The organism is Xenorhabdus vietnamensis (assembly GCF_002127535.1).
Classification (GTDB): Bacteria; Pseudomonadota; Gammaproteobacteria; order Enterobacterales; family Enterobacteriaceae; genus Xenorhabdus; species Xenorhabdus vietnamensis.
In genome coordinates this window covers 14736-30824 of record NZ_MUBJ01000016.1, presented here as the reverse complement: position 1 = coordinate 30824, position 16089 = coordinate 14736, and the positions used below count along the sequence as shown (strand labels likewise).

13 protein-coding genes are annotated in these 16089 nt (G+C 45.2%); 6 read left to right on the top strand and 7 right to left on the bottom strand.

Going from position 1 to position 16089, the window contains the following annotated elements:
• The first annotated feature begins 54 nt into the window (after window positions 1-54).
• Window positions 55-3006 (top strand): TonB-dependent receptor domain-containing protein, encoded by a 2952-nt coding sequence (locus Xvie_RS13920; protein ID WP_086109906.1) that lies wholly within the window; start codon window positions 55-57, stop codon window positions 3004-3006.
• Between the two features lie 57 nt (window positions 3007-3063).
• Entirely contained in the window at window positions 3064-3891 is an 828-nt protein-coding gene (locus Xvie_RS13915; RefSeq protein ID WP_086109905.1) for an energy transducer TonB, read from the top strand.
• Between the two features lie 9 nt (window positions 3892-3900).
• Here Xvie_RS13915 and mnmE read toward each other — a convergent pair whose 3' ends face one another.
• From mnmE to rpmH, 5 genes are all read right to left on the bottom strand, one after another.
• A complete protein-coding gene (gene mnmE, locus Xvie_RS13910) occupies window positions 3901-5265 on the bottom strand; it encodes a tRNA uridine-5-carboxymethylaminomethyl(34) synthesis GTPase MnmE (RefSeq protein WP_086109904.1) in 1365 nt (454 codons plus the stop codon).
• A gap of 169 nt (window positions 5266-5434) precedes the next feature.
• A complete protein-coding gene (gene yidC, locus Xvie_RS13905) occupies window positions 5435-7051 on the bottom strand; it encodes a membrane protein insertase YidC (protein WP_086109903.1) in 1617 nt (538 codons plus the stop codon).
• Between the two features lie 2 nt (window positions 7052-7053).
• Window positions 7054-7314 carry a membrane protein insertion efficiency factor YidD gene (yidD, locus tag Xvie_RS13900; RefSeq protein WP_086109902.1) on the bottom strand — a complete coding sequence of 87 codons (261 nt, stop codon included), beginning with the start codon at window positions 7312-7314 and terminating at the stop codon, window positions 7054-7056.
• A complete protein-coding gene (rnpA, locus tag Xvie_RS13895; protein ID WP_086109901.1) occupies window positions 7278-7637 on the bottom strand; it encodes a ribonuclease P protein component in 360 nt (119 codons plus the stop codon). The genes yidD and rnpA overlap by 37 nt, the downstream gene beginning before the upstream one ends.
• A gap of 18 nt (window positions 7638-7655) precedes the next feature.
• Window positions 7656-7796: a 50S ribosomal protein L34 gene (gene rpmH, locus Xvie_RS13890; protein WP_012990648.1), complete on the bottom strand. Its 141-nt coding sequence runs from the start codon at window positions 7794-7796 to the stop codon at window positions 7656-7658.
• Window positions 7797-8555: 759 nt separating this feature from the next.
• Between rpmH and dnaA the strand changes: the two genes are divergently transcribed.
• From dnaA to gyrB, 4 genes are read left to right on the top strand one after another with little or no spacing between them, the layout of a single operon-like run.
• Window positions 8556-9944, top strand: coding sequence for a chromosomal replication initiator protein DnaA (dnaA, locus tag Xvie_RS13885; RefSeq protein WP_086109974.1), 1389 nt, complete (start codon window positions 8556-8558; stop codon window positions 9942-9944).
• A 4-nt stretch (window positions 9945-9948) separates the two neighbouring features.
• A complete protein-coding gene (gene dnaN, locus Xvie_RS13880) occupies window positions 9949-11049 on the top strand; it encodes a DNA polymerase III subunit beta (protein WP_086109900.1) in 1101 nt (366 codons plus the stop codon).
• A 33-nt stretch (window positions 11050-11082) separates the two neighbouring features.
• On the top strand, window positions 11083-12174 hold the full coding sequence (gene recF, locus Xvie_RS13875) for a DNA replication/repair protein RecF (protein ID WP_086109899.1): 1092 nt from the start codon (window positions 11083-11085) through the stop codon (window positions 12172-12174).
• A gap of 18 nt (window positions 12175-12192) precedes the next feature.
• Complete coding sequence (gene gyrB, locus Xvie_RS13870) at window positions 12193-14607, top strand: DNA topoisomerase (ATP-hydrolyzing) subunit B (RefSeq protein ID WP_086109898.1); 2415 nt, start codon at window positions 12193-12195, stop codon at window positions 14605-14607.
• 57 nt (window positions 14608-14664) lie between these two features.
• Here gyrB and Xvie_RS13865 read toward each other — a convergent pair whose 3' ends face one another.
• Together Xvie_RS13865 and Xvie_RS13860 are read right to left on the bottom strand one after the other, a co-directional pair.
• Window positions 14665-14994, bottom strand: a complete 330-nt coding sequence (locus Xvie_RS13865) for a hypothetical protein (RefSeq protein WP_086109897.1) — start codon at window positions 14992-14994, stop codon at window positions 14665-14667.
• Window positions 14995-15003: 9 nt separating this feature from the next.
• Window positions 15004-15711 (bottom strand): zinc ribbon domain-containing protein, encoded by a 708-nt coding sequence (locus tag Xvie_RS13860; RefSeq protein WP_086109896.1) that lies wholly within the window; start codon window positions 15709-15711, stop codon window positions 15004-15006.
• Between the last annotated feature and the right edge of the window lie 378 nt (window positions 15712-16089).

The window sequence follows — 16089 nt, the reverse complement described above, 5'->3', positions numbered from 1 at the left end:
CCTTATGTTTTTTATTTGCGTGATGATAATCGATAAATTGAGGCAGGGACATCAATGGCATACCGAGTTAAAACACAGTTCACCCCCATCACAATTGCATTGTCACTGGCATTTTCACTGGCTGCACCACCCCTGTTTGCCGAATCCAAGCCTGCTGTCACAGCGTCAAGCGGCAAGACGGATCTGGGCAAGATCCGTGTCAAAGATAACAGTGATAAAGATAAAGCGGGTTATGACGCAGTCTATGACAAAGATATCGCCAATATTTATATCGGCAAAAAGGAAATAGAACGCTATAAGGGGACTTCTCCTGCCGATTTAATTAAAGGCGCGGTTGGCGTATACAGCGGCGATGCCCGTAATGGTGGCGCTCTGGATATCAACATCCGTGGAATTCAGGGACAGGGGCGTATTCCCGTCACTATTGATGGCACAGAACAGGCCATTACCGTTGGGCGTGGTTATCATGGGGCCAATAACCGCAACTACATCGATCCAAACCTGATCAGTAGCATCGAAATCGAAAAAGGCCCTTCTCTGAACCGTAGAACTAAAGGTTCAATTGGCGGCGCAGTATCCATCAAGACATTGACCATAGATGATGTCGTTCCGGAAGGGGAAACTTTCGGCATCAATACCAAACTGGAAACCAGCAGCAACTCCGTGAGAGAACGTATGCCTGCCCTGTCATTGGGGCAGGACTACCGTGATATTCCCGACTTTATCCAAAACGATGTTGAAACCGATCCTGCATTAAAAATCACCCCACATTCGTCAAAAGACAATAAGTTGTTTGGCTTCAAAGATAATGCGTTCCGCATCGCAGTCGGTACACGGCAGGAATATTTTGATTTGATGATGGCTTATGCTTACCGCCGTCAGGGTAACTATTTTGCCGGCAAGGGAGGTGCTCATCGTTATGATGAACCAATCACAGACGCTGATGAAAAACTCATGACAGGCGCATTAAACAGTTTAGATCCTTATCTGCCATTTGCCGCCCGTATTTATCGCCCCGGCAATGAAGTTCCCAATACTTCCAGTGAAATGCGCTCAATATTAATAAAAAATACCTGGCACTTTACCGATGACCAAGCCCTGCAACTGGGTTTTCGCAATACGCGTATGGAGTTCGGCGATATTATGCCTTCTAGGCTGGCAATGGTACTTGCTGAAGACAATGTGGTTCCCCAATGGCCACTCGCCAATGTCCATCAACAAGCTGCCAACCTGACCTATAAATGGCATCCTGCCAATAATCCCTATATCGATTTCGATATGAATTTATGGACAACCCGCACTACAAGCAACACCAACACCGCAGGTGGATATCCCCGTAGCCCGATTGACAGAGATTATCAATGGGAACGAGGCACCGAAGGCAGGAACCTCAATATTGATGGCACATTAATAAATACCTCTGCCACCAATTCTCAAAATAATCGTTGGGGGCTGGATATCTCAAATAAATTTGAACTCACCCGTAATCTGGATTTGACTTTAATGGGGAATTTCCAACGTGAGCGCCTTAACTCTAGTGATGGCTACAATCCCTATAATATGTATTTCTTCCAGTCACCTGCTAGAAAAGGGCAACGTCAGGAAATCAATCTTGCCTTTAATTTTGACTGGCGTCCTACTTCATGGCTGGCATTGAGCGCTGGAGCCAAACGCGTTTCCTATTGGTCTAAAGATGATTTTCTCACTGAACGACGCGCCGCAAGAGATGGACGTTACGAAAAACAGAAGGAAATCATTGGACATAAAATGAGTTACTTGCGAACACTGACAACAGAAGAAGCTGATTATCTCAAGAAATGGTGGGATGACGACTACTATTCCAAACTCAGCAGGCAAGAAAAAAGAGAAGTACGTAATAAAGTCAAGGACATATCCCTTAAACCAGAACGTAGTGGGCAAGAACGCTATATGGCTAAGGAAGAATTCACTTGGAATTACGCTCCCAACAACGGCCAGCTCAATAAAAACGATAACCCCTATTTCAATGGTCAACTGAATATGAATGAAAAGGTTATCGACCCAATGAGCGGTAAAGAAGTCTATAAATATGAATACGGCACAAGCGTTGATGCAAATGGTATACAAAGCCCTGAAGTTGACGATCCTTGGGAAACACCTGCAAAACGTAAGGATCACGCTTGGGCTCCGACCTTCTCTGCTACCGCTTATGTCACCGACGATTTCCGTATCTATACCCGTTATGCCGAAGCGGTCAGAATGCCCAGTATTTTTGAAGATACCGTCGGTTTTTCAGGCGCCAAAACTAACCGCGTAGGCCAACAGTTCAAACCTGAACGCGCCAAAACCGCAGAAGTGGGTTTCGTCTATGATTTCAGCCAGTTGGTTGATGCTGAACGTCATGCCGATATCAAACTCTCTTATTACAATACTGTGATCGAAAATGTATTTGATAGGGATAATACCTATAAATTTTCCCAATTAGACAAACAGAAACTGGCAGGTCTGGAATTACAGGCGCGTTACGATAATGGCAGTTTCTTTGCCGATATGGGGTTGGTCTATAACATGAAAAACAAGGTGTGTGACCATAACTCTGTCATGAGAACGGACTCTCAAAATCGCTATGGCATCCCAGAATGTATTGATGGCGGCTTCCCCGGTGGTTATTTACGCACCTCTATCCAACCTAAATACTCAGCTAACCTGACCGTCGGCGGACGCCTGCTTGATGAAAAACTGGAACTGGGCAGCCGAATGCTCTACCACAGCAAAGCGGAAAACAAAGATGAAAAATGGCTGATGGGTACACTACCAGATATCTATCAAGGGCAGTCCAACAACCCTATGCGCTGGAATCCGGTGTTTACGGTTGATGCCTATATCAGCTATCAAGTCACCCCAGCCATATCGGTAGAACTGACAGGCGCAAACCTGACCAATCGCTATTATCTTGATCCTTTGACCCGTTCAATGATACCGGCACCGGGCAGAACCTTTAAGCTCAGTTTGACCAGCCAGTTTTAGAGGCTTCTTTATATTAGAGGCTTGTTTTATTAGAGGCTTGTTTTATTAGAGGATAGTATGACCAGTGCAGCCATATTAGATAATCCAGCCACTTATTCTCCATTGATGCCCAGAAAGGGATTGCTGGTTGGTATCCTGATTGCCATTTTATTGCATATCAGTCTGATATGGCTGTTCAATCGACATGCTTCATATGATGACACAGCCCATCATATCAACAACAATTCTTCTACTACGGGGCTATCGATTACGATGGTTGCCGCCTCATCGTGGAAGGATAAACCGGAACCTATTTCTCCGCCATCCCCGCTTTTAACTGCACCGGAATCACCGACAAAGCCTGAAATTGTGTTGGATAAAGCGATCCAAACCGAAAACAAAGTGGCAAAACCGCTAGACACCAACAAACCAAAGAAACTTAAAAAACAGCAGAAAGAAAAACCACAAGAAGTAACGGAAAAAAAAACCGCTCCATCACCGCAGGTGCAAGAAAACAGTAATGCAGAGCAGGCAACCAGCGGTAGTGCTCAGATTAATTCAGAAAGCAGTATGAGCCGGGCTGTAACGTCACAGCCTTTGGTAGGACAGGGAAATAGTGAGATGGATAATTACCACGCCAGATTGCGACAGGAAATTGAGCGCCATAAACGCTATCCCCGCAAGGCAAAAAGGATGAAACAAGAAGGCTCGGTCATCGTTAACTTTACCCTGCAGGGCGACGGTACATTAACCGCTGTCAAAGTGGTTAATTCCTCAGGCAACACTACATTGGATAATGCCGCACTTGATGCCGTCAATCGCGCCAGTTCAGTTGGCCCTAAACCGGCTGATATGGCGCCAGTGGTCACACTGGAACTCGACTTTATGTTGGATAAAACGAGTTAACCCCCGTTTTCACTTACCAATACAAAAGCTTGAGAAAATCCGCCCCAACAAGTCATCGGAAGTAAATTCGCCGGTGATTTCACTCAATGCTTGCTGCGCCAAACGTAGTTCTTCTGCCAGTAGTTCCCCTGAACGGGCAAAAACCAGTTGCTGATGACCTTCCTGCAAATGTTCTGCCGCCGTATTCAATGCCTGCAAGTGACGACGACGGGCAAGGAAACCGCCCTCAGTATTACTGTTGAAACCCATTGTCTCTTTTAAGTGATCCCGCAGCAAATCAACACCTTCCCCATCACGGGCAGAGAGGCGAATGAATGTATAACCGTTGATTTCTGAAACGCCGATTTCTTCCCCGGTCATATCTGTCTTATTACGAATGACCGTAATAGGCAGAGATTCAGGCAGCTTAGTCATAAATTCAGGCCAGATTTGTGCCGGCTCAACAGCATCCGTAGTCGTACTATCTACCATAAACAGCACCCGATCGGCCTGCTCGATTTCCTGCCATGCCCGCTCGATGCCGATACGTTCCACTTCATCGCTCGCTTCGCGCAGTCCCGCCGTATCAATCACATGCAGCGGCATTCCATCAATATGAATGTGTTCACGCAAAACATCACGCGTTGTACCTGCAATATCAGTCACAATCGCTGCTTCACGTCCTGCCAGCGCATTCAGCAGACTGGATTTACCTGCATTCGGACGCCCTGCAATCACGACTTTCATGCCTTCTCGCAACAAGCTGCCCTGACGCGCCTGTGAACAGACCTGATCCAATTCTGTGATCACTTCATCCAGCTTGGCTTCTATCTTGCCATCGGAAAGGAAATCAATCTCTTCATCAGGAAAATCAATCGCTGCTTCAACGTAGATCCGCAAGTTAGTCAGTGCTTCTACCATTTGGTGAACTTGGTTAGAGAACGTTCCTTGTAGAGAGTTCATCGCGGAGCGTGCCGCTTGTTCGGAACTGGCGTCGATCAAATCCGCAATGGCTTCTGCTTGTGCCAAATCGAGTTTATCGTTCAAAAAAGCCCGTTCAGAAAACTCTCCCGGATTCGCAATACGCACGCCGGAAATAGCCAGAATACGCTTTAACAGCAAATCCAGAATAACTGGTCCGCCGTGCCCTTGAAGCTCCAGCACATCTTCTCCCGTAAATGAGTTCGGGCCGGGAAAGTAAAGTGCTATCCCCTGATCAAGCACAGAACCATCTACATCACGGAAGGGCAGGTAGTCAGCATAACGGGGTTTTGGGAGTTTCCCCAATACCACCTGAGCGACTTCCGCTGCCTTACGGCCAGAAATACGCAGGATGCCTACACCGCCTCGTCCCGGAGGAGTGGCCTGAGCGACTATTGTATCGGTGGTATTCATGAAATTCTCTCTCTTAACCTATATCCGTCATCTTTCAAGCAAACTACTGCTTTGTTGACTGTAAGCTGAAATCTATTGGGCATATGAACTGCAATAATAAAGGCGGCCAATGACCGCCTTCTATTTATATTTTAAAGCCAGTATTTTAAAAACTAGCTTTTAAAAAGCTCTACTTTTTTTCGCGGGTATGCAAGCCGCGTTTCTCCAGACTGCGGAAAATAACCTGCTGCTGGATAATGGTAACCAAGTTACTGACGATATAGTACAGAACCAGACCAGATGGGAACCACAAGAAGAAGACTGTGAACACGACAGGCATGTAAGTCATGATCTTCTGCTGCATTGGGTCAGTCACAGTAGTTGGTGACAGTTTCTGGATAACAAACATGGTCACACCCATCAGCAATGGCAGGATGTAGTAAGGATCTTGTGCAGACAAATCCTTAATCCAACCAATGAACGGTGCATGACGCAGCTCAACAGAACCCATCAGCATGTAGTATAACGCAAGGAAGATTGGCATCTGAATCACCAGAGGCAAACATCCGCCCAGCGGGTTTACTTTCTCTGTTTTGTACAGCGCCATCATTTCTTGGCTCATGCGCTGACGATCATCACCAAAGCGCTCACGCATCGCCGTGATTTTCGGCTGCAACAGGCGCATTTTCGCCATTGAAGTGTATTGCGCTTTAGTCAGCGGATACATGATACCGCGCACGATAAAGGTGATCGCAATAATGGAAAAACCCCAGTTACCGATGTATTCATGCAGGAATTTCAATAACTTGAATAACGGCTGGGAAATAAACCACAACCAGCCGTAATCTACGGTCAGATCCAGATGTGGTGCAACTGCCGCCATTTTGTCCTGAATTTCAGGGCCAACCCACAGGGTAGAAGAAATATTCTGCTTGCTGTTAGGGGCTATAGTGACATTTTCACCCTTGTACCCGATGATCGCCATTTTCTGGTCTTTCCGGTCAATGGTATAGAAAGTACTGGTTTTACTTTCTCCCGGAACCCAAGCTGTGGCGAAATATTGCTGGAGCATCGCTACCCAGCCACCTTTCGTAGTGACGGAAAGCGCTTTGCTTTCAATATCATCAAATTTATATTTTTCGTATTTTGTATCATCAGAAGAGTAAGCAGCACCACGATAAGTATGCAGAGCAAAGTTGCTGCTGCCAGTATCACGATGTTTTGGCAGATTAACGCTTTGCTTCAACTGACCGAAAAACGCCATTTGCAATGGTTTGTCAGTAACGTTATCAATGCTGTAATCAACAGAAACAGTATAGTCTCCGCGTTTTAAAACGAAGGTCTTGACATAAACAACGCCATCCAATGCAGTATAAGTCATCGGAATGCGTAATTCATTCTGACCATCAGCCAGAACAAAGCTATTCTGACTGACTTGATAAAGTGGGCGTTCAGCTTGATTATCCAGACCGTTGATACCAGTCAGCCCACTTTGAGCCTGATAAGTGAACTCAGGCATTGTTTCCAGCAGTTTGAATGGTGCTTTGGAACCCAGGGTATCAGGATAGGCCAGCAGATCAGCCTCCTCGATATCACCACCACGGATATTGATATGCAATGAAAGCACATCCGTTTTGACGGTGATAAGTTTACCTTGCCCACTGCTTATTTCGCTACTCAGCGTAGTATTTGCTTGCTGCGTGATCTGGGCCGTTGGTTGTGGGTTCTTGTCATTTTCCCACGCCTGCCAGACCAAGAACGAAACAAACAGCAAAGCGATGAGAAGAAGATTGCGTTGCGAATCCATCGTTAATGTTCTCTGTTATCGTCGTTTCTTTTAGGTGGGACAGGATCATCACCACCTTCGTGTAAAGGGTGGCATTTTAATATGCGTTTCACTGTTAACCAACTGCCTTTTATCATTCCAAACCTGCGCAATGCCTCTATACCATAGTGGGAACAGGTAGGATTGAAACGACAACGAGGCCCCAGCAGTGGACTAATCACTAACTGGTAGCCCCGGATCAAAGCAATCAAGAGCCGCGAGCCAAGCGACAGTGACGACGCCATAATTTGCCCAAAGCTTCCGTTAGCTGACGGTTATCAAGCTCAGCGATCCCTTTCCTCACCAAAATCACAAAATCCATTGAAGGCAATTTATGCTGGTTTAAACGAAAACTTTCACGAGCCAGTCGCTTGATACGATTACGCTCATGGGCGCGTTTAACATTTTTTTTGGCGACGGTTAGACCGATGCGGGGATGCCCCAGCTCATTCAAGCGCCCGAGAACAGTTATTTCTGCGGAGCTTGCCCGTTGTGGCTGCTGGAAAACATATGTGAAATGCTCGGGAGTTAACAAACGTAACTCCCTCGGAAAAGCGAGCTTAACCACTTGGTATGGTTAGCTTTATTACTTAGAAACGGTCAAACGAGTACGGCCTTTCGCACGACGGCGAGCCAGAACCTGACGACCATTTTTAGTGGCCATACGAGAACGAAAGCCGTGAGTACGGTTACGCTTCAGTACGGACGGTTGAAAAGTGCGTTTCATAGCGATTTCTACCTAGCTTAAAATTTGTTACTGATTCAGCAAATGCGTTGGCGACCAGTGAGAAATAAGTAGACACCAATGCCTCAGTCGCAACATCAATATATAGAAAGAGGCAGGATTGTAATAAAATGTACTACCCTTAGTCAATCCAAGATGACGCGAGCCTAACCATCTTCCTGTCGGATTTTTTTAATCAGACGTTTACCAGACATGGTCAGACTTTTTGCTACCCGAAGTGCTTACCCCAAATCCTCACCAGACATAACCGGAAAAAATCGTTGGTATAACACGCAGGGTGCAAGATTATACGGACTGTGCAATAAATCGCAAGGATCATGCATAGATCACTGCATCTAAAATGAGTGATCACAGCATTGTTTTCACATTGAATTTTAAACGGTAGCTAAATGATGTTTGCTATATGCCATGATTCCACTACAGTATCTTTTGCGGGCCTTTATATTCTGCAAGTGCCAAAGCGTGGTGATCTCCCTGTGGATAAAAAGCGTCAAAGCTGTGTAAAAGAATGAGGATTTATGTCGTCTTTTGCGTTATGATCGTGAATTACGATCCCGATTTCTCTTAATATATGGATATACGGATTATGTGGATCGTTGGGGGAGCGATGATGTTAAAAATCGCCACAAGGTACATGCTACATGCTACCTTCCTCTCCACCGAGGAATGATGCCTTGTGCCCTGTATAACGAATCTTTTATTTCGGTTTCTTTTATTAGTCTTGTTTTAGGGGAGTTCGCCGTGTCACTTTCGCTTTGGCAGCAATGTCTTGCCCGATTGCAGGATGAGTTACCTGCCACAGAATTCAGTATGTGGATACGACCCCTTCAGGCAGAACTGAATGATAACACTTTGGCTCTCTATGCCCCCAACCGTTTTGTGCTGGATTGGGTAAGGGAGAAATATATCAATAATATCAATTTGTTATTAAATGATTTCTGTGGTCCTGAAGTACCGTTACTGCGTTTTGAAGTAGGGAATAAGCCTGTTTCACCAAACCAGTCTGCAGCTCAGAAAATCATTACCAATATGCCGGTAGCTGCTGTGCCATCCAGTTCCTCAGTTCGCCCAAGCTGGGACAACGTAAAAGCTCAGCCAGAATTATCCTATCGTTCCAATGTTAACCCCAAGCATACATTCGATAACTTTGTTGAAGGTAAATCCAACCAGCTCGCCAGAGCTGCTGCCAGACAAGTAGCTGATAATCCGGGGGGCGCATATAATCCCCTGTTCCTCTATGGCGGAACCGGATTGGGCAAAACCCACCTTTTGCATGCTGTCGGTAATAGCATCATGGCACGCAAGGCCAATGCAAAAGTAGTTTACATGCACTCTGAACGTTTCGTTCAGGACATGGTAAAAGCATTACAGAACAATGCTATAGAAGAATTTAAACGTTATTATCGTTCAGTGGATGCCCTATTGATCGATGATATTCAGTTTTTTGCAAATAAAGAGCGATCCCAAGAAGAATTCTTTCATACGTTCAATGCCCTGTTGGAAGGTAATCAACAGATTATTCTGACTTCCGACCGCTATCCGAAAGAGATCAATGGTGTCGAAGATCGGTTAAAATCCCGTTTTGGCTGGGGATTAACCGTTTCCATCGAACCACCGGAGCTGGAGACTCGCGTTGCCATTCTGATGAAGAAAGCTGACGAGAATCAAATCCAATTGCCGGGGGAAGTGGCTTTCTTTATTGCCAAGCGCCTGCGATCTAACGTTCGTGAACTCGAAGGCGCTTTGAATCGAGTCATCGCCAACTCCAATTTTACCGGTCGTGCGATTACTATTGATTTTGTACGCGAAGCATTACGTGACTTATTAGCTCTACAGGAAAAGCTGGTAACCATTGATAATATTCAGAAAACAGTGGCTGAATATTACAAAATCAAGGTTTCGGATCTACTTTCCAAGCGCCGTTCTCGCTCCGTTGCCCGCCCGAGGCAAATGGCAATGGCGCTGGCAAAAGAGCTGACGAATCACAGCTTGCCTGAAATCGGGAATGTCTTTGGTGGACGTGACCATACAACTGTACTTCATGCCTGTCGAAAAATCGAACAACTGCGAGAAGAGAGTCATGACATCAAAGAAGATTTCTCTAACTTAATCAGAACATTATCTTCCTAGCGCTATGAAATTCATCATTGAACGTGAGCAATTATTAAAACCTTTGCAGCAGGTGAGCAGCCCCTTGGGAGGCCGCCCTACTCTGCCCATTTTAGGCAACTTATTATTGCAGGTAACAGCAGGTTCCCTGCTGCTGACGGGCACCGATTTGGAAATGGAAATGAAGGCTAGGGTTACGCTTACCCAGCCACATGAACAAGGTGCAACGACTGTCCCCGCGCGTAAATTTTTTGATATCTGGCGCGGGTTGCCTGACGGAGCGGAAATCAGCGTAGAACTGGATGGCGACCGCATTCTCGTCCGTTCTGGCCGCAGCCGTTTTTCGCTCTCTACTCTACCCGCTTCAGATTTTCCCAATCTTGATGACTGGCAGAGCGAAGTCGAATTCTCTTTACCTCAGGCCACACTGAAACGTCTGATTGAATCTACTCAATTTTCCATGGCGCATCAGGATGTTCGCTATTACTTGAATGGTATGTTGTTTGAAACTGAGGGAGAAGAACTGCGTACCGTTGCCACCGATGGTCACCGTTTGGCGGTTTGTTCCATGCACATCGGGCAAAACCTGCCGTCCCATTCAGTGATAGTGCCTCGCAAAGGAGTCATTGAATTAATGCGTCTGCTGGATGGCGGTGACAACCTACTGCAATTACAGATTGGCAGCAACAACATCCGTGCTCATGTTGGTGATTTTATCTTCACATCGAAGTTGGTTGATGGTCGCTTTCCTGATTACCGCCGCGTACTGCCAAAAAATCCTGACAAAACGTTGGAAGCTAATTGTGACATGCTTAAGCAGGCATTTTCACGGGCAGCAATTTTGTCCAACGAAAAATTCCGTGGCGTTCGCATCTATTTGAGTGAGAACCAGCTTAGAATTACCGCCAATAATCCGGAGCAGGAAGAAGCAGAAGAGATAGTTGATGTCAGTTATCAGGGTACTGAGATGGAAATTGGCTTCAATGTCAGCTACGTATTGGATGTTCTCAACGCATTGAAATGCGAGCAGGTGAGCCTCCTGCTAACAGATGCCACATCCAGCGTAAAAATTGAGAATTCAGCCAGTCAAGCAGCGACTTATGTCGTAATGCCGATGCGTCTGTAAAGAATGCGCCTGTAACAGAATTAACTCATAAATATGATTCTCTCGCGTTTGTTAATCCGCGATTTCCGTAATATCGCGGATGCTGATCTGTCATTGGCAACCGGTTTTAATTTTCTGGTTGGGCCAAACGGTAGTGGCAAAACAAGTATACTGGAAGCCATTTATACATTAGGCCATGGTCGGGCTTTTCGCAGTATTCAGGCAGGAAGAGTAATTCGCCATGATTGCGAAGAGTTCATTCTTCATGGGCGACTTGATCAACAATTCCATGAGCGTATCTTGTCGGTGGGCTTAAGCAAAAACCGTCAAGGCGATAGCAAAGTCAGGATAGATGGCAGTGATGGGCATAAAATTGCGGAATTGGCAAAAATGCTGCCCATGCAACTCATCACACCAGAAGGTTTCACTTTGTTAAATGGTGGCCCGAAATATCGTCGGGCCTTTATTGATTGGGGATGCTTTCACAATGAACCACGCTTTTTTACTGCTTGGGCCAACCTGAAAAGGCTGCTCAAACAGCGGAATGCGGCGTTGCGACAAGTCACCCGCTACAACCAAATTCAGCATTGGGATCGGGAACTTGCTCCGCTGGCAACCGAAATCAGTCAATGGCGGGCTGAATATATTGCAGGAATTTCCGAGGATATGGAAAAAACCTGCAAACAATTTTTACCTGAATTCACCCTTAGTATCAGTTTTCAACAAGGCTGGGACAAAGAGAGTGAATATGCGGAGCTGCTCGCGCGGCAATTTGAGCGCGACAGATCGCTAACCTACACGGCTTCTGGCCCGCATAAAGCCGATCTGCGGATTAGGGCAGATGGTACACCAGTAGAAGATATGCTGTCCCGTGGTCAGTTGAAGTTACTGATGTGCGCGTTGAGGTTAGCACAGGGTGAATATTTCACCCGACAGAGCGGGCAAAAATGCCTGTATCTGCTTGATGATTTTGCTTCAGAACTGGATGCCGGCCGTCGTCAGCTATTAGCCGAGCGTCTAAAATCTACGCAAGCCCAAGTGTTTGTCAGTGCAATCACACCTGGGCAAGTTACAGACATGATTGATGTAAATAGCAGGATGTTTCGCGTAGAACATGGCAAAATCGAGGTTCAACCACAGGATTAAGATGAGCGAGAAACGTTGATGTCGAATACATATGACTCCTCAAGTATCAAGGTATTAAAAGGGCTGGATGCTGTCCGTAAACGTCCAGGCATGTATATCGGTGATACCGATGACGGTACTGGCCTGCACCACATGGTCTTCGAGGTTGTTGACAACGCTATCGACGAAGCCCTCGCAGGCCATTGTGACAAGATACTTGTCACTATCCATGCAGATAACTCGGTTTCTGTGCAGGATGATGGCCGCGGTATTCCTACCGGCATACACGAAGAAGAAGGTGTTTCAGCAGCAGAAGTTATCATGACCGTGCTGCATGCGGGGGGTAAATTCGATGACAACTCCTATAAAGTTTCCGGCGGTCTGCATGGCGTAGGGGTTTCTGTTGTTAACGCCTTATCGGAAAAACTGGAACTGACTATCCGTCGTGACGGGAAAGTCCACGAACAGACCTACCACCATGGTGTTCCACAGTCTCCGCTGAACATCGTTGGCGATACCGAACATACAGGAACCACTGTCCGTTTCTGGCCAAGTATGGATACGTTCAAGATTAACACTGAATTCGAATACGATATTCTGGCAAAGCGCCTGCGTGAATTGTCATTTCTGAATTCCGGTGTTTCCATTCGTTTAGTCGACAAACGTACAAATGCAGAAGATATTTTCCACTATAAAGGCGGGATCAAAGCGTTTGTTGAGTTCCTGAGCCGCAATAAAAACCCAATTCACCCAAATGTCTTCTATTTCTCCACAGAAAAAGACGGTATTGGCGTTGAAATTTCCATGCAATGGAACGATGGTTTTCAGGAAAATATTTACTGCTTCACCAACAACATTCCTCAGCGCGATGGAGGAACCCACTTAGTTGGTTTCCGTACCGCGATGACCCGTACCCTCAATAGCTATATGGATAAAGAGGGTTACAACAAAAAATCAAAAGTCAGCGCCACTGGTGACGATGCCCGTGAAGGCCTGATTGCAGTGATCTCCGTTAAAGTACCTGATCCTAAATTCTCTTCCCAGACCAAAGACAAGCTGGTTTCTTCCGAAGTGAAGACCGCAGTCGAAACTCTGATGAATGAGAAACTGGTGGAATACCTGCTGGAAAACCCGAACGATGCCAAAACCGTCGTCGGCAAAATCATTGATGCAGCCCGTGCCCGTGAAGCAGCACGTAAAGCCCGTGAAATGACCCGCCGTAAAGGTGCACTGGATCTGGCTGGATTGCCGGGCAAGCTGGCAGACTGTCAGGAACGTGACCCAGCTCTGTCCGAACTCTACTTGGTGGAGGGTGATTCTGCGGGTGGTTCAGCAAAACAGGGACGCAACCGCAAAAATCAGGCTATCCTGCCATTGAAAGGTAAGATCCTGAACGTTGAAAAAGCACGCTTTGATAAAATGCTCTCTTCACAGGAAGTCGCAACTTTGATCACCGCTCTGGGCTGCGGGATTGGCCGTGATGAATATAACCCGGATAAACTGCGTTATCACAGCATAATCATCATGACCGACGCCGACGTTGATGGTTCACACATCCGCACCCTGTTGCTGACATTCTTCTATCGCCAGATGCCGGAAATCATTGAGCGTGGTTATGTCTACATTGCCCAGCCACCACTGTATAAAGTGAAGAAAGGCAAACAAGAGCAATACATCAAAGATGACGATGCAATGGAAGCCTACCAGATGTCCATCGCGTTGGATGGTGCTGCATTGTATACCAACCCACATGCACCAGCCCTGAAAGGTGAAGCACTGGAAAACTTGGTAACTGAATTCAATGCTACCCAGAAAATCATCCGTCGCATGGAGCGTATGTATCCGCTGGCTCTGCTGAACAGCCTGATTTACCATCCAAAACTGACTGAAGATGCCCTGAACAATCAGGCAAAAGTGGAAGAATGGGTAAGTGCTCTGGTTATTCGTCTGAATGACAAAGAGCAGCATGGCAGCACTTACAGCTATCAAATCCATGAGAACCGCGAACGCCAGATTTTCGAACCGGTTTTATGCATTCGTACACATGGCGTTGATACCAACTACAATCTGGATTTCGACTTCATCCACGGCGGCGAATATCGTCGTATCACCAAACTGGGTGAATTGCTCGCAAACTTGATCGAAGAAGATGCATATATCGAACGGGGTGAGCGTCGTCAGACGGTAAGCAGCTTTGAACAGGCTCTGGAATGGCTGACCAAAGAGTCGCGCCGTGGTCTTTCCATCCAACGTTATAAAGGTCTGGGAGAAATGAACCCTGACCAGTTGTGGGAAACCACCATGAACCCAGACACGCGTCGTATGATGCGTGTAACAGTAAAAGATGCGATTGCAACTGACCAACTGTTCACAACGTTGATGGGGGATGCCGTTGAACCTCGCCGTGCCTTTATTGAAGAGAATGCACTGAAAGCAGCGAATATTGATATCTGATATTCATTCAGTAACCCAGATAACGGTTGTTATCTGGGTTACTTACTCAATATGATATTAAGATTTAGGGCGAGTTAGCAGAACAAACAGACCTAAAATAATATCGCCAATGACCCACATTGACAGAATCATCGCTATTCCCAAACCTGAGCCAATCGCTCCCCCTATCTGTTCTGCTGTTGTTCCTGTGTTTACAGCTTCAGAGGCAACATTCATTCCACCAATCAACCAGAAGGCCATAATGACATTAAATAGAATAAATCCCCATTTGATAATTTTCCCAAAAAAACTTCTCTTAGGTTTTCTCAATTGAACACCACAACTTGGGCATTTCAGTGAGTTATCGCTTACACTGTTAGAACATTCTGGGCAATTAATAAGTGCCATATATCATCCTTAGTCAATAGGTTTTACTGATAAAAATTTAAACAAAAACTCCGGTTCTTTCATAGAACCATCACTCGTCAGGCTTGTTTCTTTGAAAGAATCTTCAGGTGATGGAAAGAAAGATCCAGAAAACTCAATTTTCTGTCCAACTTTTAAAGGAAAAAGGCTCTTGTAAACAGATGTACCTTTTTCAATTAATGTATTATTTCCAATATCGGAGAGTTCATTATTCCAAGTTTGTATCGTAATATTAGACGCAATCTGAACAGACAAAATAGCTTTTCCATCGCTGTTAGTATCCAACTCTTTTATCTTGCCAACCCAGGAAGTTACCGAATATCCCGGAAAGATCTTTGAAATCTGTTCTTTTCTTTCAACTCTAAGTGAAGATTTCTGTAACTCATTGCTTGCCTGAACATACCGATCGAAAAACGATGAAACAACCTGAATAAACTGAGCTTGGAATTCTGGCAATGCTGCTGCTTTCGGAGTACTGCTTGTTTTCGGACTACTGTCAGCTTTAGCCGGTGAAGATGACATTTCTTTCCCACTACTTCCAATGAAAATGAAAAGTAAAAAAATCACTACCAAAACAATAATAAGTTTAATTAAACGATTCTTCTTCACTTTGTGTCCACAATTCAGACAAACTTTAGCTGATTTACTGACAGACTTCCCACAAGATGGACAAGCGGTAAAAAGACTCTCACTTTGCATATCTTCTCCAATAGATAATATTGCAATAAGTGACATAAAAATGGTTAATCACTTTAAACTAGTGAACTAAATTTAACCCAATCAACCCATTGAAAAAATAAGATTTGTGATCATATATCAAAATTTAAAATCCATCAAAAAATAAAATCAAATTTATGAAAAAATGTTAGTGAACATCCCTAATAATAAACTATTTGGCAAGATAAGACATACTTAATAGATTTCCAATTACATCGCAATGGCAAGAAATCAAATCCTCAGAATCATTAGGTCATGATATGACAGGGGTAAGTTAGCGAAACCAACAAAAAAAACTTGAAATATAAAGGATATTGATAATAAAAAAATAAATTATTTTTATCATTCTGTATGGATAAA